Source organism: Pseudomonas sp. SW-3 (assembly GCF_016615645.1).
Classification (GTDB): domain Bacteria; phylum Pseudomonadota; class Gammaproteobacteria; order Pseudomonadales; family Pseudomonadaceae; genus Aquipseudomonas; species Aquipseudomonas mandelii.
The window spans coordinates 2,264,292-2,281,547 of record NZ_CP067098.1 but is presented as its reverse complement, the minus strand read 5'-3'; the positions used below and the strand labels follow the sequence as shown (position 1 = coordinate 2,281,547).

Genomic DNA, 17,256 nt, shown 5'->3' with positions numbered 1-17,256 from the left:
GGTCAGGCGCAGATCTCGCGAGGTTTCATGGTCATCAGCGCCATGGCCAGGAGAATCGAAACCAGGATAAACGCGGCAGCCGCAAAACCCAGCCCGCCCAGGCCAACGCTGTCGATCACCCGTCCGCCGACCATCGCACCCAGGCCGATCCCGAGGTTGGCCCCGGCGATGTTCAGCGACGCGGCAAAGGCCGGCGCCTCGGGCGCGGCCTTCATCAATCGCACATGACTGACCAGGAACAACGCCGCCTGAGTCACGCCCCAGATGCCCATCGCTGCCGCCAGACCGAGCGGCGAATGAATGTTCGGTACCAACGCCACCATGCCAGCGATCATGAACGTGCAGAACATCATCGAAGCCATCAACGGATGACGATCCACCGCGCGACCGCCCAACGAGTTGCCGATCAGACCGACTGCGCCGAAGCCCATCAGGCACCAGCCGACCACCGTACCGTTGAAACCGGCGAGGCGTTCAAGGATGTCCGCCAGGTAGGTGTAAGCGGTAAACATGCCGCTGAACACCAGGATCGACAGGAGCACATGGCCCAGCATCAACGGGCTGCGCAAGATCTTGAACTGCGAACGGAAGCTCACCTGATGCTGATGCAGGTTGGTTTTCGGCAGGTAGATAAACAGCAGCAACGCCTTGGCAAACGCGATCACCGCCAGAATGCCGAAGGCACTGCGCCAGCCGAACGCATCGGAAATCAACGTGCCCACCGGAATGCCGAACACCGTGGCACAGACAATGCCGAAACCGATTTTGGCAATTGCCCGCCCGGCGTAATCCGGCCCGACGATGTCCACGGCGGTTTCACTGGCCAGCGCCCAGAACACCGGCAACCCCAACGCGGGGATCAAGCGGGCGATGGCCATCACCCAGATGTTCGGCGCAAACGCCGCGAGGGTGTTGGCCAGGCCGAACATGATCAGCACCGAGATGAACAGCTTGCGCCGCTCGAACCTTGCGAAGTACGCGGTCAGGAACGGCCCGAACGCGGCGACGGTAAAGGCGAACAGGGTCACCAGCAAACCTGCTTGGGGGATGCTGACTTCAAGGTCTCGGGCAATCGCCGGCAACAGGCCGACGATGACGAATTCCGTGGTCAGCACGGTAAAACCGGCGGCCGACAACAGAAGGATGGGCAACAGCATGCAGAACTCCAGAAAACGACGACACCAGCGATAACCCGAAGGCCCACTGGCATGACTTGAAAATGAGGATGCGCAATCTTAACAGAGTGTTTCCGATCAGGGTTGCACGAACCTGCCGATCTCGTTGATCACGCGGGCGGCAGATCGTCACAGGTCTGAAGGATCAAGACCACGCTGTGATAAAGTCCGCGCCCTGCGATACGTACACCTTGTTCATCGGCCATTCACTGGCATTGATGTCGCGACACCCCCGCACCTAATAATCAGAGATGCCGTTTTATGACTGCTTCATCCCCTTCGCTATTGCAACGCTTGAAACGCTTGAGCCTGGTCTCGCAAATCGTCATCGGCCTGATCGCCGGGATTGCCCTGGCGCTGATCGCGCCTGAGGTGGCGAAATCCACGGCATTCATCGGCAAGGTCTTCGTTTCGGCACTCAAAGCCGTCGCGCCGATTCTGGTGTTCGTGCTGGTGATGGCGTCGATCGCCAACCATAAGCACGGCCAGGAAACCCACATCCGGCCAATTCTGTTTTTGTACTTGCTGGGGACGTTTGCCGCCGCGGTGGTCGCGGTGGTTGCCAGCATGATGTTCCCGTCCAGTCTGGTGCTGTCCAGTCATGACGTCGCCGTGACTGCGCCGGGCGGCATCAGCGAAGTACTGCAAAGTCTGCTGCTCAGCGTGGTCGACAACCCGGTCAGTGCGCTGATGAACGCCAACTTCATCGGCATTCTGGCCTGGGCGATCGGCATGGGCGTTGCGATTCGCCATGCCGGTGACACCACTCGCGAGGTGCTCGGCGACCTGTCCAATGGCGTGACCCTGATCGTGCGCCTGGTGATTCGTTTCGCACCGCTGGGGATCTTCGGCCTGGTCGCGTCGACCTTGGCCACGTCTGGCTTCGGGGCGTTGATCGGCTACGTGCATCTGCTGGCCGTGCTGCTGGGCTGCATGTTGTTTGTCGCGCTGGTGATGAATCCACTGATCGTGTTCTGGAAACTGCGCCGCAACCCGTATCCTCTGGTGCTGATGTGCTTGCGAGAAAGCGGCATCACCGCGTTCTTTACCCGCAGCTCGGCGGCGAACATTCCGGTCAACCTGGAATTGAGCAAGCGCCTGGGCCTGCATGAAGACACTTACTCGGTATCGATCCCGCTGGGTGCGACCATCAACATGGCCGGCGCGGCGATCACCATTACCGTGCTGACGCTCGCGGCCGTGCATACCCTGGGCATCGCCGTGGATATCCCGACAGCCATTCTGCTCAGTGTGGTGGCGGCGATCTGTGCGTGTGGTGCTTCGGGCGTGGCCGGTGGTTCGTTGTTGCTGATCCCGCTGGCGTGCAGCCTGTTTGGCATTCCGAGTGAAATCGCCATGCAGGTGGTAGCGGTAGGTTTCATTATTGGTGTGTTGCAGGATTCTGCGGAGACGGCGCTGAACTCCTCCACTGATGTGCTGTTCACCGCCGCGGCTTGCCTGGGTGAAGAAGCAAAAGCCGAACGCCTGGCCTGACCCACATCTCTGTGGGAGCGAGCCTGCTCGCGAATGCCGACCAACACTTAACGATGATGTTGGTTGATGTACCGCCTTCGCGAGCAGGCTAGCTCCCACAGGATCTGCGGCATCGTTGAATAATACTTACCCATGAAAAAGCCCCCGCAACGTCAGGCTGCGGGGGCTTTTTTGTGCGCGGGCGGTTTAGAACGCGCCCATGTAGTCGCGCTTGCCCACTTCCACACCGTTGTGACGCAGCAATGCGTAAGCGGTGGTGACGTGGAAGAAGAACTGCGGCAGGCCGTAGGTCAGCAGGTAAGCCTGGCCACTGAAGCGCTTCTCTTTTGGCGTGCCTGGACGCGTCACGATCTCGATACCTTCCTTGCCGTCGATCTGCTCTGGCTTGATCTCGCCGATGTAGGCCAGAACCTTGGTGATCAGGGCTTGCAGTTCAGCGAAGGTGGTTTCGGTGTCGTCGTACTTCGGCACTTCGATCTCGGCCAGGCGCGAGGACACGCCTTTGGCGAAATCAACGGCGATCTGCACCTGACGCACCAGCGGGAACATGTCCGGGTACAGGCGGGCTTGCAGGAATGCGTTCGGGTCGATGTTCTTGGCGGTGGCGTGGGCTTCGGCCTTGTTCAGAACGTCGCTCAGGGCGTTGAGCATTTGTTTGAAAACAGGAACGGAAGCGGCATACAGGGAAATAGTCATGACAGTCTCGTGTGGTGACAGGAGGAAAACGTGGGCCGATTATAGCCATGCCCGCCGCTCCTGCGGCTTGTCTTTTATCCAGCAAGGATTAGGCTAGGCGGCTTCGACTGCATGCTTCGATTGCATAGGGAAAAGCGCGATGAGCACTGAGCAAGAAACGACCTTCGACGAACCGCGCCTCAACAGCACGGAAATCCGCATTCTGGGCTCGTTGATCGAGAAGCAGGCCACCAGCCCGGAAACCTATCCGCTGACCCTCAATGCGCTGGTGATTGCCTGCAACCAGAAAACCAGTCGCGAACCGGTGATGAACCTCACTCAGGGCCAGGTCGGCCAGAGCCTGCGCGCCCTTGAAGGCCGCGGGTTTACCAAACTGGTGATGGGCAGCCGTGCCGATCGCTGGGAACATAAGGTCGACAAGGCACTGGAACTGGTGCCGGCCCAAGTGATTCTGACGGGGCTGTTGTTTTTGCGCGGTCCGCAGACGGTCAATGAACTGCTGACCCGCAGCGCACGCATGCATGAGTTTGAAGATGCCGAGCAGGTTGTGCATCAACTGGAACGTCTGATTGCTCGCGGATTGGCACTGCTGATTCCGCGTCAGGCCGGCCAGCGGGAAGACCGCTATATGCATGCGCTGGGGGATCCGGCGGATATCGAAGTCATCCTCGCCGCCCGGCAAAACCCGGCCGAACGCAGTGCCGGTAGCGGTGTGTCGATTGAACGAATCGAAGAGCTCGAAGCGCGGATTGCCGCACTCGAAGAACGCCTGGCGCGCCTCGAATAACCAACGTTGTGATTTGTAGGAGCTTGCCCGCGAAAGCGATTCAACATTATCGTCGAACTGAAAATCGCCTTCGCGGGCAAGCCTCGCGCCTACTAAAGGGAGTGCTACTCGCCGTCCCAGTAATCCACGCCATCGCCCGGCCGGGCGATGGCGACGAAGCCTGAGGGATTACCTTCGGCGTCGACCTTGAAGTGGTCCATCACCACGTATTTGCCGGAATCCGGGTACTCGCAAATCTCCGGCGATTGCTGGGTGCTGACCGCCAGGTAGCGCAGTTCTCCCTTGCTGGTGTTGATGATCTGGTGCGCCGCTTCAGGACCGCCCGGCGGGCAGGCGATCACGTCGCCGGCGCGGATCGGAAACCGTTCGGCACCGAGGCGCACCTCCCCTTCCCCGGCCACGACGTAAAACATCTCCTCGTTGACCCGATGACTGTGAAACGGGCTGCCACGCATGCCTGGTTCCAGCACGTATAACCGATAACCGAGCTTTTGCGACCCCAACTGCTGGCCGACACGGGCCATTCTCTGTTGGTAGCGGCCGGCGGTATCACCGGTGGGCGCCAGGGCTTCGGGCAACGGTTCGAGTTCGACCTGATTCAGGTTGAGAATGGGGGGATGCATGGGAACCTCGGGCACGGTTTGTTGGTTGGGGCGGCAAGTCTTTGCTGGCGGGGAGTATAGGCGGCAGATGCACTTGAGAGACCGAGTTGCGCCCATCGCGAGCAGGCTCGCTCCCACAGGGTTTTCTGTCGGACACAAAAAATGTGTACGACGCCAATCCACTGTGGGAGCGAGCCTGCTCGCGATGAGGCCGGTACAGCCAACCAATAATCTGAAGGATCAACCGCGAGCAAACTCCACCGCTTTCTTGAACTGCTCATTCGTCGGCCGCACGCCGGTGTACAGGACAAACTGCTCCAGCGCCTGGATCGCGATCACTTCCAACCCGGTAATGACGCGTTTGCCCTCGGCGCGACCGCGCACGATCAGCGGTGTTTCCGAGGGAATCGCCACCACATCGAAGACAGTTTCGGCAGCCGCGATGGTTTCAGCGTCGAACGCCAGTTGATCGGCCTCGGGACCGCCGCTCATGCCGATCGGCGTGACGTTGATCAACATCTGCGGACGCTGAGAGCCCAGTTCCGCCTGCCACTGATAGCCCAGTGATTCAGCCAACGCCCGCCCGGCCTGTTCGTTACGGGCCACGATCACGCCGTTTTGATAGCCGCCATCACGCAAGGCACTGGCCACGGCTTTGGCCATGCCGCCGCTGCCGCGCAGGGCAAAGGTCGATTCCTTCGGCACCTGATGGGTTTCAAGCAGCTGGGCGATGGCGATGTAATCGGTGTTGTAGGCTTTGAGATGGCCATGGGTGTTGACGATGGTATTGATCGATTGAATGGCCGCTGCGGACGCGTCCAGCTCATCGACCAGCGCAATGCAGGCCTCCTTGAACGGCATCGACACGCCGCAGCCACGAATACCCAGCGCACGAATGCCGCCAATGGCACCCGGCAGATCCTGACTGCTGAACGCCTTGTAGTAGAAATTCAGGCCCAACTGTTCATACAGATGATTGTGAAACCGCAGGCCGAAATTGCCGGGACGCCCGGAAAGCGACATGCACAGCTGGGTGTCTCGGTTGGGGTTCATCTGCATGAAATATCTCCTTCATAAGCACTTTCAGATGGACGGGATGAGCCCTTCCATCGAATTCTGATCGATCATAACGGCGTGCCCGCGCAGGGTGGCAGCGGCCGTAAAGAAGCCGGTACAGACCTTACACAAAATTTACCCAACGGCTGTGCTGATTTTCAAAAAAACGCTGTCTTAGAGGTATCCCCGCGACGATCCTTGGGTCTATTGCAGACGCAAGCGCCGGGTCGAAGAACCGAGGAATTATCATGATCCGTAAAATCCCCACAGTTGCCTTGCTGCTCGGTGCTCTTGCTATCACAGGGCAGGCAGAGGCTGGCGGCGGTCACGGTTGGCAGGGTCCAGCGGTATTTGGCGCGATCGTTGGTTCGGCAATCGTCGGCTCGGCCATCATCAACAGCAACCGACCGGTGTATGTACAGCAACCGGTCTACGCCCAGCCTCAGCCGGTTTATATACAACAGCCACCACCGGTTTATTACCAGCCTGCGCCGGTCTACGTGCAGCAACCGGTCTACTACGCACCACCGCCGGTTTACTACGGCCCGCCCCGTGGTTATTACGGTCCACCGCGCGGTTACTACGGCCATCCCCACGGTTATGGCCGCTGGTAACAGACTCATCAGGCCCCGCCTAATCAGCGGGGCTTTTTTGTGACCGTTCGTCGGCGAAGGTCTGGAAAAATCGCGCCAATGTCGCTGTGGAGACAGTGTGGACGGTTCAAGTTGGCAAGATTGACTCGACCGCCCTTCCCCCGACTTGGGAAAAACGGTCATATTTATGTCATGTCAGGTCCGCAAGCTTGGATCTGTGCGTAAACAACAGGTTGATAAAAACAAGGACGACCTCATGCCCACGCAAAACCCGCACCGCATTGTCGGCTTGTGCACTTCCAGCAAGGTGCACAACGCTTTGACCGAACTCAAGCACCTGGAAGGCCATCGCAGCGCCAAGTTTCTTTCGCTGCTGGCCGAAAACCTGGTGCGCAAAGGCCTGCTCAACGAGCAGGAAGTGGTCCATATGCTTGACCTGGTGGTCGACTGAACTCAACACTCACTGGCGTCAATGACGACTATCGAAAGTGTTGATTGTCCGTTAACGAGGCAGGTCCGTAAGGTAGCTCCATCGATTGATGGAGGTATTTATGTCCCAGGTTCAGATCATGTCCGTAATTGGCAGCGCCGTTCCCGCACCGCTCAGAGAGCTAGGATTGCTCGCCTGTTGGTATCTGGTGCAGGACGGCGAACCGATCAGCGGACCGCTCACTTCGCTGCCGGCCGCCAAGGCACTGTCGCAACAAATCGGCCAGGGGCAGCTCAGCGCTTAAGGCAGCTGCACCCTTGGTTTGGTTTCGATGAAGATCGCCCAGCTCGACATGAACAACGCCGCGATCAGCGGCCCAATGACAAAGCCGTTCAGGCCGAAAATGGCCAGACCGCCAAGGGTCGAGATGAGGATCAGATAGTCCGGCATCTTCGTGTCCTTGCCCACCAGGATCGGGCGCAGCACGTTATCCACCAGGCCGATCACAAAAACCCCGAACAACCCCAGCACCACCCCTTGCCAGATCGCCCCTGTGAACAGGAAGAACGCCGCCACCGGTGCCCAGACAATCCCGGCCCCCACGGCTGGCAACAGCGATAGAAACGCCATCAATACCGCCCAGAGCAACGCGCTCGGGATGTCCAGAAACCAGAAAATCAAACCGCCCAATGCGCCCTGCGTAATCGCCACCAGCAGGTTGCCCTTTACGGTCGCCCGCACCACACGGTTGAACTTCAGCTGCAAACGGCGTTTCTGGTGCTCCTGCAACGGGACGGCGGAGCGAACTTTACGCGCCAGTTCCGCACCGTCTCGCAGGAAGAAGAACAGCAGGTAGAGCATGATGAAAAAACCCACCACAAAATCGAACGTGCCCTGACCGAAACTGAAGACTTGCGTGGCGACAAACTCATTGCCCGTCACCGCGCTCTTGATGATTTTCTCCCGCAGCCCGTCCAGCTCGCCGAGCCCGGCCCGATCCAGCAAATGCTGGAAGTACGGCGGCAGGCTGTGTTTGAAATGCGTCACATACCCCGCGATGTCCAGCTCGCCGCTTTCGATGCTCTTGTACAGCGCAGCCCCTTCCTGAACCAGCAAGATGCTGAGGATAATCACCGGCAGGATCGCGATCACCAGGCAGATGCTCAAGGTGAGCAACGACGTCAGGTTGCGCGGCCAGCTGAACTTCAGTTGTATCCGGCGTTGCAGCGGCGCGAACAGAATCCCGAGGATCACCGCCCAGAACACCGCGCCGTAGAACGGCAGCAAAATCCAGATAAAGGCGGCGGTGACCACCCCGAGCAAGATCACCAGCGATTTGTTGTGTACCGTCTGTTCGTTCATGTCCGATCCATGTCAGTGCGCTCTCGTATTGAAGAGCCGTGCTGATGCTTAGTCCGCCACGGTTCGCGCGAGTGCCATCCGTTTGTTCATCAAGCATAGATCCAGATCAATGAACCTCGCGGGCAAGGCGATTACCCTCGCGGACTTTTGCGATCGACACTGCCATGACGCTCCTTGCCCCAGAACTGCTCGCTCCCGCCGGCACCTTGAAAAACATGCGATACGCCTTCGCCTACGGTGCCGATGCGGTCTACGCCGGCCAGCCGCGTTACAGCCTGCGGGTGCGCAACAACGAATTTGACCACGCCAATCTCGCGCTCGGCATCAAAGAGGCACAGGCCCAAGGCAAGCGCTTCTATGTGGTGGTGAACATTGCGCCGCACAACGCCAAGCTCAAGACCTTCCTCAACGACCTGGCCCCCGTGATTGCCATGGCCCCGGACGCGCTGATCATGTCCGACCCGGGCCTGATCATGCTGGTACGCCGACACTTCCCGCAGATGCCGATTCACCTGTCGGTACAAGCCAACACGGTGAACTGGGCCAGTGTCGAATTCTGGCAGCAACAGGGCTTGAGCCGGATCATCCTGTCCCGGGAACTGTCACTGGAAGAAATCGCCGAAATCCGCCAGCACGTCCCGGCGATGGAGCTGGAGGTCTTTGTCCATGGCGCGCTGTGCATGGCCTATTCCGGCCGCTGCCTGTTATCGGGTTACATGAACAAGCGCGATGCCAATCAGGGCAGTTGCACTAACGCCTGTCGCTGGAAGTATTCGGCGACGCAAGCCACGGAAAATCAGCTCGGTGAAATCGTTCAGCAATTCCAGCCCGAGCCGACCCTGGGCATCGGCGCACCGACCGACCAGGTGTTCCTGTTGCAGGAAGCCAATCGCCCGGACGAATTGATGCCGGCCTTCGAGGACGAGCACGGCACCTACATCATGAACGCCAAGGACCTGCGCGCCGTGCAGCATGTCGGGCGACTGACGCAGATGGGCGTGCACTCGCTGAAGATCGAAGGCCGGACCAAATCGCACTTCTATTGCGCACGCACCACGCAGGTCTATCGCCGCGCGATTGATGATGCCGTGGCCGGTCGCGAGTTCGATCGCAGCTTGATGACGGATCTGGAGTCCCTGGCCCAGCGCGGCTACACCGAAGGCTTCCTGCGCCGGCATGTGCATGACGAATACCAGAACTATCAGCACGGCAGCTCGGTTTCAGAGCGCCAGCAGTTTGTCGGCGAGTTGACCGGCGAGCGCCGTGATCGCCTGGCGCAAGTGAAGGTCAAGAACCGGTTCAGCCTGGGCGATCACATGGAACTGATGACGCCCCAGGGTAATTTCCACTTCGATTTGCATCAGTTGCAGAACATCAAAGGTGAAGCGATCGAAGTGGCGCCGGGGGATGGGCACACGGTGTATGTGCCGATTCCGGATGCGGTGGATTTGAAGTTCGGGTTGTTGATGCGGGATGTGGGCGTGTAGATCCGTACCAAAGATCGCCGTCTGCGCCCGCGCCTACGCAAATTCCTCACGCAACATCGCCACAAACGCTTCCCGCGCCGGGTGAACCCCGGCGTTTTCATGCCAGTAAAACAGGTTGTCGATCGCCGTCAGCTCAGGGAACTCAAACCCCGCGCACCCCGCCCCTTTGGCGTACTGTTCAAATACCCCTTTGGGCACCAGCGCGACGCCGGCCCCGGCGCTGACACACCCGACTATCGCGCCATAACTGGCCAGACTGACAATCGGCAGCGCCTGCCCCTGCCGCAACAACCAGTGCTCCAGCGCCGCCCGGTAAGGACAGCCTTGCGGCCACATGAACACGGTCTTGTCCTGCAAGTCGGCGATATCGCGCACCGGCCCCAGGGATGTCGAGGCTATAAGCAGCAGCTCTTCGCGGTACATCGGCGTGCGCTTGAGCAGCGAGCGCTCGACATCCACCGCGACGATCGCGCCGTCGAGCCGATGATTGAGGGTGTCATCGAGCAGTTGGCTCCAGGTTCCGGTGGTCAGTTCCAACGCGACGCCAGGATATCGCTTGTGAAACTTGGCCAGCAGACGCGGCAGGCGACCGGTGGCCGAGGATTCGATGGCGCCGATGCGTAGCGGGCCGGACGGTTCGGCCGAAGGGTCCACCGCCCGTTTGGCTTCAACAGTCAGCGCCAGAATTTTCGAGGCGTATGACAGAAACGTCTGGCCCGCCGGGCTGATACGCAAGCCTCGGCCCTCGCGTAGAAACAGCGCCACCCCCAACTCGGCTTCCAGCGACTTGATGCGTGCCGTGATGTTCGACGGCACGCAATGCAACAGCTCCGCCGCCCGGGCGATGCTGCCGACCTCGGCAACGGTCTTGAACATGCGAATTTGCGCCAATTCCATACATCACCCAAAGTGAACAGTTGTTGCAGTATAAGTCAGTTGTTGCGAATGATCAGACTTCTGATACTCGGTGCATCAACCCACCGGTAATCGACCATGAAGCCCTCCACGCACACCCTGAAAATTCTCTTGGCCATGGCGTTTGTCGTCGCCTGCTGGGGCTTCTCACCGACCGGCATCCACATCGGCTTGCAGGCCTACGACCCCGGCCACTTAGCGCTGCTGCGCTTTCTGATCGCATCGGTGTTCATGGCGGTCGTCGCCGCCTTCAAAGGCATCAGTCTGCCGAAGCTTGGCGATCTGCCGTTACTGTTCGTCCTTGGTTTTTTTGCCGTGAGCCTTCACCACGTCGCCTTGAATATCGGCCAGCAAAATGTCAGCGCCGGCGCCTCCAGTGTGCTGGCGCAATCGACCCCGTTGTTCAGTACCTTGCTGGCGCGTTTCGTGTTCAAGGACCGGGTCAGCGCCTGGCGCTGGGGGTGTGTCTTGTTGGGATTGATCGGCGTGGTGATTGTGGTGGCCGGTGATCGAGGGCTGGGCAGCATGGATGCGCACGGGTTGCTGATCTTGCTGGCGGCGGTGTCGTGGAGTTTCTACTTCGCCTTGCAAAAGCATCATTGCGCTCGCTACAACGGGTTGACGCTGGTCTGCTACACGGTCTGGTCGGGCACGGCGCTGTTGCTGATTTACCTGCCGGGGCTGGCCGGCAAAGTCGCCAGCGCGCCGATGCAGGTGCAAATGACCGTGGTTGCCTTGGGCGTGTTTCCCAGCGCCCTCGCCTACCTGGCCTGGGCATTTGTACTGGCCCACATCGATTTGAGTCGCGCGACCATGACGCTGTATCTGATTCCGCCCACCGCCATGGCGATTGCAGCGTTTGCCTTGGGCGAGCAGCCAACGTTGATGGTCGGGATAGGTGCGATGGTGGTGCTGATCAGCGTGCTGGCGTTGAATCTGGAGCGGCGTTCCGCCGTCATCGCGGCGCCGCCCGCCCGGCCATGACTGCACGCCATGCGAATTAAAGAATCGCCTGGCGATGCCGACGTCCTCTGTTCACATGAACGTGACGCTATCGCCTGGAAATGCTTATGAACCGTTTCGCTGCTGCCTGTGTGCTAGGGATATTGTCCGGTTGCGCCAGCCCGCCACCCGCGACTCCCGCCACACCTCCCTACCGGCAGCCGGTACTGACGGTGCAAGAAGTGTTCAAGAAAACGCCACTGGAAAACTCGGTGATGCGTAACGGCGATACCCTCAGCTTTCAAGTCCACACACCGGCTTACACTCGCGATGGTTTACCGAGCGTTGTACAGCTGCAAGCGGACTGCAAGGTGCCCGATGTCAAACTACTGTTCCTCGACAACTTCCCCATCGCGACGACGGATGGCAGCCACCAACACACACCGCTGACCGTACTGATTCCCAAGGAACTGGCAACCGAACTGGCCAGCAAGCCGCACTTCAGCGAAGCCTGTTCGCGCACCGCAGCGTCGGACTGGCGCATTGTCCATCGCACTGAAGCCGCTCGCTGGGTGATGATCGACGTCAACAGCCTGAAAATCGAGGGCAACGTCAGGCGGTTCTGGGGCGGATTCGACGAACCCATGCTGCTCACCGACAAGCCCAACCTGCAACTGTTCGGACAGACTCGCGAGCGCTACGAAGTCGATTGCGCACGCAAGACCTATCGAGTGTTGAGCTCATTCCAGCTTGGCCCGAATGATCGGGTGTCCATGGGCGGGGTACTGAACAACCCGTCGCAGGCCTTCGCCCAAGGCAGCGCGGACACCCAGACCTTGCTGAGCGCTGCGTGCACCGCACCCTCGCAGCGCTCGACACTGCCTGCGTATGTCGCCCGCGCCAAACTTCCGCTGAGCTACCAGATAGAACCTGTGTCCGCTTCGGTATTGAAGGCCATCACCGATTTAAAGCTTGCGCCGCCCACCCGGACACTCAAGCGCACGGTGTCGAAGATCAATAACACGCACTTTTATTTTTCAAACTCAAGCACGGAAAATGCGCTGGTGTTCGACACCGACGCTCAGAGCGGACAATTGCGCGAGCGCCGGGAACAGGCTCCCGTCGGCCGGTACATCGTCAGTTTCAGGGGCTTGTTGCCACTGGCAGAACAATACTCGCTGACAGAGAGCAAGCGAAACAGACCACCGTTATCCACCGTCACCGACACTCAGCAATTGAGTTTCACCGGCGATTGGCAACGCATGCCGGTGGGTGCGTCACTGGAAATGCGTGCCAGCAAACGGGAACGAAGCACCCTCGACGGCGAAACAATGAAACGTGAAAGTGTGCAATGCACCGTGCAGCGTGTGCTCGACGCAGCCCAGGTCAACAGCGAACTGAAAGGCCCCGCCAAAGAACTGCGCTGTCAGTTTGACCTTGGCCAGAAGCTCAAACGTGACAGCAAGATTTTCTACCTTGAAGACTACGCTTACTTCTTTGTGTCCTCGTCCACGTTAGGGGGCACCGAGAGTCGAGTCAGGCTGGTCAAGGTCGAACAGTAAAGAAAAACCCGGCACAGTGGCCGGGTTCTGTTTATCGCCTGTCATCGGATAAAGGGGTTGGCTCATCCGCCGGCGGTACGTCCTCGTCAGCAGCCGGATCCTTCCAGTCTTCGGGTCGATCGGCGTCTGCGGCCGCCGGGTCCAGTGAAGGGTCCCTGCCAGGCGGAGCATCGTCATCCAGCGTCGGCTCGTCAGTGCCGGACATGGGTCTGGTGGGGTCGGTATTGGGTGTTCCACCCTGGAGCATTGAGTCGTTTGCCATGACGCACCTCACTGATGAGGTCCAGAAAATCCGGGCCATACTCGTTGGAAGCGGGTGCGGGAATAGCGTGCTATCAACTGGACAAACGGTTGTCAGGCACCGGCCGAAAACCGGTCGCGGCTGTTGGTCAGGTGCAGCCACATGGCGGCCCGCGCAGCGTCCGGATCCTGGCGTTTGATCGCGTTGAGAATTGCCTCGTGCTCGAGGTTCGCCAATTGCCCCAACTTACTCAAATCCGCCGCGCCACGTTCGGCGGCATTGACCCGGGTCCGGGGAATCATGGCGTTGCCCAGGTGCTGCATGATTTCGGTGAAGCACACATTGCCGGTGGCTTCGGCGATCAGCAGGTGGAAGCGCTTGTCGGCCTCGACGCAGCTGTCGTTGTTGGCGAGCAGGCTCTGATAGTCGTCGAGCGCTTCGCGCATCTGCATCAACTGCTGATCGGTGCGACGGCTCGCCGCCAGCGCGGCAGCCTGGGTTTCCAGGCCCATGCGCAACTCCAGAATGCTGCGCACTCCCAGCGCGGTATCGACATTCAATCGCAGCCCCTGCTCCGGTGCGCGCTCCAGCACGAAGGTGCCGATGCCGTGACGGGTTTCCACCAGGCCTGAGGCCTGCAACTTCGAGATCGCCTCACGCACCACCGTGCGGCTGACCCCGTGCTCCTGAACAATCGTGTTCTCCGACGGCAGCTTGTCTCCCGGCAACATCTGCCCGAGCAAGATGCTCTGGCTCAGTTTGGCCACCAGGTCATGGGCCAGGTTGTGGGTGCGCTTACGGGCAGGCGCGTAGAGGTCTTCTTGCATGGCGATCATCCGGAGGCAGGGCTAACGGAATCGTAGCACTGCGCTCAGCTGGAATCCCAAGAAAACCACGGCCAGCTTGTATGACAACACTCAACAATCGCTCAAAAACGACCGTTATTTAAGGTGCCATCCACCAGCAAAAAAGTTAATTCAGCGAAAATAAACGCCATTTTATTAGGTCAGACCGCTTGCAGGACAAAAAAATGTAGTTGTATGATGTCTATCAACACAGCAACATCCAGCCACACCCCGCATAAAAATAATCAGTGGGAGAAAACCAAGTGAATACCTCCATATCCGGGATGCACGAGGGCGCCGATTCGGTCCTGAAGTCCGCCATCTCGAAAGTGAAACGCCATGTCCTGCCGCTCTTCGTCATCATGTTCATCGTCAATTACATAGACCGCGTGAACATCGGCTTCGTCCGCGCCCACATGGAGCAGGACCTGGGCATCGGAGCTGCCGCCTACGGCCTCGGCGCCGGCCTGTTCTTCATCGGCTATGCGCTGTTCGAAGTCCCCTCCAACATGCTTTTGCAAAAAGTCGGCGCCCGCATCTGGCTGACCCGCATCATGCTGACCTGGGGCCTGGTCGCCGCCGGCATGGCCTTCATCCAGAACGAAACCCACTTCTACATCCTGCGGTTCCTGCTGGGCGTGGCTGAAGCCGGGTTCTTTCCCGGGGTGATCTATTACTTCACGCGCTGGTTGCCTGGCGTCGAGCGTGGCAAGGCGATTGCCATTTTCCTCAGCGGTTCGGCCATTGCCTCGCTGATCTCCGGCCCGCTGTCCGGTTTGCTGTTGCAGATCAGCGGATTCGGGATGCATGGCTGGCAGTGGATGTATTTCATCGAGGGGATGTTTTCAGTCGGGCTGTGCGTATTTGTGTGGTTCTGGCTGGACTCCAAACCCCACGACGCCAAATGGCTGACCCGCGCCGAGCAAGATGCGCTGGTCAAAGCCATCGATGACGAACAACTGGCCCGGGAAGCGGCGACACCGATCAAGCCATCGTTGGGCACGTTGCTCAAAGATCGCCAGATCATCCTGTTCTGCCTGATCTACTTCTTCATCCAATTGACCATTTATGCCGCGACCTTCTGGCTGCCGAGCATCATCAAAAAGATGGGCGACCTCAGCGACATTCAGGTCGGGCTCTTCAATTCGATCCCGTGGTTGCTGTCGATCGTCGGCATGTACGCCTTCGCTTCGCTGTCGGCGAAATGGAAACACCAGCAAGCCTGGGTCGCCGCCGCCCTGCTGATCGCGGCGGCCGGAATGTTCATGTCGACCACGGGCGGGCCGATCTTTGCCTTCGTGGCGATCTGCTTCGCGGCGCTGGGCTTCAAGTCGGCCTCGTCGCTGTTCTGGCCGATTCCTCAGGCTTATCTGGATGCGCGAATCGCGGCGGGCGTCATCGCGCTGATCAACTCGGTGGGCAACCTTGGCGGCTTCGTGGCACCGACCACGTTCGGTCTGCTGGAAGAACATACCGGGTCGATTCAGGGCGGGCTGTATGGCCTGGCCGCGACATCGATCATCGCCGCGATCATCGTCTTCGCCGCGCGCAACACACCGAAAACCGCACCCGCCGTTGCCTTGGGCAAACCAGCGCCCAATCACGCCTGAATCTCTGTGTTGAAGGACAAGACTATGAACCCACAAGACACCGCCAAAGCCCCGATCATCACCAGCATGCAAGTGGTGCCGGTGGCCGGTCATGACGGCATGTTGCTCAATCTGAGCGGCGCCCATGGCCCGTTTTTCACCCGCAATATCGTGATTCTCAAGGACAACGCCGGGCACACCGGGGTCGGCGAAGTGCCGGGGGGCGAGCGCATTCGCCAGACGCTGGAAGATGCACGTTCGCTGGTGGTCGGCAGTCCGATCGGCACGTATCAGAAGATCCTCAATCAGGTGCGCCAGACCTTTGCTGACCGTGATGCTGGCGGTCGCGGATTGCAGACGTTTGACCTGCGCATCACCATCCACGCGGTCACGGGCCTGGAAGCCGCCCTCCTCGACTTGCTCGGCCAGCATCTGGACGTGCCGGTTGCGGCCCTGCTCGGTGAAGGCCAGCAACGTGACGAAGTGAAGATGCTCGGTTATCTGTTTTATGTCGGTGACCGCAATGAAACCGACCTGCCCTATCGCAGCGAACCGGAGGCCGATAATGACTGGTTTCGCGTGCGCCACGACAAAGCCATGACCGCCGATGCCGTGGTGCGCCTGGCCGAGGCCGCGCACGCCCGTTACGGCTTCAAGGACTTCAAACTCAAGGGTGGCGTGCTCAGCGGCGACGCGGAAATCGAAGCCGTCACCGCGCTGGCCGAACGCTTTCCCGATGCGCGCATTACCCTCGACCCGAATGGTGCGTGGTCACTCAAGGAAGCCATTCGACTGTGCCGCGACCAGCATCACGTACTCGCTTATGCCGAAGACCCGTGCGGGGCGGAAAACGGGTATTCGGGTCGAGAAGTCATGGCTGAGTTCCGCCGTGCCACAGGCCTGAAAACCGCGACCAACATGATCGCCACCGACTGGCGGGAAATGGGCCACGCCATCCAGTTGCAATCGGTGGATATTCCGCTGGCCGACCCGCATTTCTGGACGATGCAGGGTTCGGTTCGCGTGGCGCAGATGTGCCACGAATGGGGCCTGACCTGGGGTTCGCACTCCAATAACCACTTCGACATTTCCCTGGCCATGTTCACCCATGTCGCCGCGGCTGCGCCGGGTGAAATCACGGCCATCGACACCCACTGGATCTGGCAGGACGGTCAGCGCCTGACCAAGGCTGCGCTGCAAATCGTCGGGGGGTGCGTGCAGGTGCCGAAGAAGCCCGGGTTAGGGGTTGAGCTGGATCTGGATCAACTGGCCAAGGCTCATGAGTTGTACAAAGGCATGGGACTGGGCGCCCGGGATGACAGCGTGGCGATGCAATTTCTGATTCCGGGGTGGAAGTTCGATAACAAGCGGCCGTGCCTGGTGCGCTAAACCCTCGCAGCACCAAGAATCCCCTGTGGGAGCGAGCCTGCTCGCGATGAGGCCATAACATTCAACCTCATCGTTGACTGTTACACCGCCA

18 protein-coding genes are annotated in these 17,256 nt (G+C 59.6%); 10 read left to right on the top strand and 8 right to left on the bottom strand.

The features are described 5' to 3' along the window. Window positions 1–2: 2 nt before the first annotated feature. Window positions 3–1,157, bottom strand: coding sequence for an MFS transporter (locus JIO00_RS10120; RefSeq protein ID WP_010458683.1), 1,155 nt, complete (start codon window positions 1,155–1,157; stop codon window positions 3–5). Window positions 1,158–1,436: 279 nt separating this feature from the next. On the opposite strand from JIO00_RS10120, the gene sstT reads away from it, so the two are divergent. Next, complete coding sequence (gene sstT, locus JIO00_RS10115) at window positions 1,437–2,669, top strand: serine/threonine transporter SstT (protein ID WP_102593403.1); 1,233 nt, start codon at window positions 1,437–1,439, stop codon at window positions 2,667–2,669. 186 nt (window positions 2,670–2,855) lie between these two features. Here the strand turns inward: sstT and JIO00_RS10110 are convergent, their stop codons facing one another. Continuing rightward, window positions 2,856–3,365 (bottom strand): DUF1993 domain-containing protein, encoded by a 510-nt coding sequence (locus JIO00_RS10110; RefSeq protein WP_010458678.1) that lies wholly within the window; start codon window positions 3,363–3,365, stop codon window positions 2,856–2,858. Window positions 3,366–3,504: 139 nt separating this feature from the next. On the opposite strand from JIO00_RS10110, the gene JIO00_RS10105 reads away from it, so the two are divergent. Beyond that, on the top strand, window positions 3,505–4,152 hold the full coding sequence (locus JIO00_RS10105) for a YceH family protein (protein WP_200668125.1): 648 nt from the start codon (window positions 3,505–3,507) through the stop codon (window positions 4,150–4,152). A 104-nt stretch (window positions 4,153–4,256) separates the two neighbouring features. Here JIO00_RS10105 and JIO00_RS10100 read toward each other — a convergent pair whose 3' ends face one another. Both JIO00_RS10100 and JIO00_RS10095 read right to left on the bottom strand, forming a co-directional pair. Next, window positions 4,257–4,775: a cupin domain-containing protein gene (locus JIO00_RS10100; protein ID WP_010458675.1), complete on the bottom strand. Its 519-nt coding sequence runs from the start codon at window positions 4,773–4,775 to the stop codon at window positions 4,257–4,259. 219 nt (window positions 4,776–4,994) lie between these two features. Then, window positions 4,995–5,813, bottom strand: coding sequence for a shikimate 5-dehydrogenase (locus tag JIO00_RS10095; RefSeq protein ID WP_200668124.1), 819 nt, complete (start codon window positions 5,811–5,813; stop codon window positions 4,995–4,997). A gap of 245 nt (window positions 5,814–6,058) precedes the next feature. On the opposite strand from JIO00_RS10095, the gene JIO00_RS10090 reads away from it, so the two are divergent. The 3 genes from JIO00_RS10090 (at window position 6,059) to JIO00_RS10080 (ending at window position 7,137) form a co-directional block, all read left to right on the top strand. Next, window positions 6,059–6,424 (top strand): hypothetical protein, encoded by a 366-nt coding sequence (locus tag JIO00_RS10090; RefSeq protein WP_010458670.1) that lies wholly within the window; start codon window positions 6,059–6,061, stop codon window positions 6,422–6,424. Between the two features lie 235 nt (window positions 6,425–6,659). Then, entirely contained in the window at window positions 6,660–6,854 is a 195-nt protein-coding gene (locus JIO00_RS10085) for a hypothetical protein (RefSeq protein ID WP_200668122.1), read from the top strand. 100 nt (window positions 6,855–6,954) lie between these two features. After that, window positions 6,955–7,137, top strand: coding sequence for a hypothetical protein (locus tag JIO00_RS10080; protein WP_010458664.1), 183 nt, complete (start codon window positions 6,955–6,957; stop codon window positions 7,135–7,137). On the opposite strand, the gene JIO00_RS10075 is transcribed toward JIO00_RS10080, so the two are convergent. Further along, on the bottom strand, window positions 7,134–8,195 hold the full coding sequence (locus tag JIO00_RS10075) for an AI-2E family transporter (RefSeq protein WP_077749986.1): 1,062 nt from the start codon (window positions 8,193–8,195) through the stop codon (window positions 7,134–7,136). The two genes, JIO00_RS10080 and JIO00_RS10075, sit on opposite strands and share 4 nt — an antisense overlap. Before the next feature lie 164 nt (window positions 8,196–8,359). Here JIO00_RS10075 and trhP point away from each other — a divergent pair, with 164 nt between their 5' ends. Continuing rightward, window positions 8,360–9,682, top strand: a complete 1,323-nt coding sequence (gene trhP / locus JIO00_RS10070; protein WP_010458660.1) for a prephenate-dependent tRNA uridine(34) hydroxylase TrhP — start codon at window positions 8,360–8,362, stop codon at window positions 9,680–9,682. Window positions 9,683–9,715: 33 nt separating this feature from the next. Here the strand turns inward: trhP and JIO00_RS10065 are convergent, their stop codons facing one another. Next, a complete protein-coding gene (locus JIO00_RS10065; protein ID WP_010458658.1) occupies window positions 9,716–10,579 on the bottom strand; it encodes a LysR substrate-binding domain-containing protein in 864 nt (287 codons plus the stop codon). A gap of 96 nt (window positions 10,580–10,675) precedes the next feature. On the opposite strand from JIO00_RS10065, the gene JIO00_RS10060 reads away from it, so the two are divergent. Beyond that, window positions 10,676–11,581, top strand: a complete 906-nt coding sequence (locus JIO00_RS10060) for a DMT family transporter (RefSeq protein ID WP_200668120.1) — start codon at window positions 10,676–10,678, stop codon at window positions 11,579–11,581. Between the two features lie 86 nt (window positions 11,582–11,667). Continuing rightward, a complete protein-coding gene (locus tag JIO00_RS10055) occupies window positions 11,668–13,101 on the top strand; it encodes a hypothetical protein (RefSeq protein ID WP_200668118.1) in 1,434 nt (477 codons plus the stop codon). Window positions 13,102–13,132: 31 nt separating this feature from the next. On the opposite strand, the gene JIO00_RS10050 is transcribed toward JIO00_RS10055, so the two are convergent. Together JIO00_RS10050 and JIO00_RS10045 are read right to left on the bottom strand one after the other, a co-directional pair. Then, window positions 13,133–13,363: a hypothetical protein gene (locus JIO00_RS10050; protein WP_172790577.1), complete on the bottom strand. Its 231-nt coding sequence runs from the start codon at window positions 13,361–13,363 to the stop codon at window positions 13,133–13,135. A gap of 92 nt (window positions 13,364–13,455) precedes the next feature. Continuing rightward, entirely contained in the window at window positions 13,456–14,169 is a 714-nt protein-coding gene (locus JIO00_RS10045; RefSeq protein WP_200668116.1) for a FadR/GntR family transcriptional regulator, read from the bottom strand. Between the two features lie 281 nt (window positions 14,170–14,450). Here JIO00_RS10045 and JIO00_RS10040 point away from each other — a divergent pair, with 281 nt between their 5' ends. Next, complete coding sequence (locus JIO00_RS10040) at window positions 14,451–15,797, top strand: MFS transporter (RefSeq protein ID WP_042932191.1); 1,347 nt, start codon at window positions 14,451–14,453, stop codon at window positions 15,795–15,797. Window positions 15,798–15,821: 24 nt separating this feature from the next. Next, the gene (gudD, locus tag JIO00_RS10035; RefSeq protein ID WP_010458646.1) at window positions 15,822–17,165 is read left to right on the top strand and encodes a glucarate dehydratase; all 1,344 of its coding nucleotides are present in this window, start codon (window positions 15,822–15,824) and stop codon (window positions 17,163–17,165) included. The last annotated feature ends 91 nt before the right edge of the window (window positions 17,166–17,256 follow it).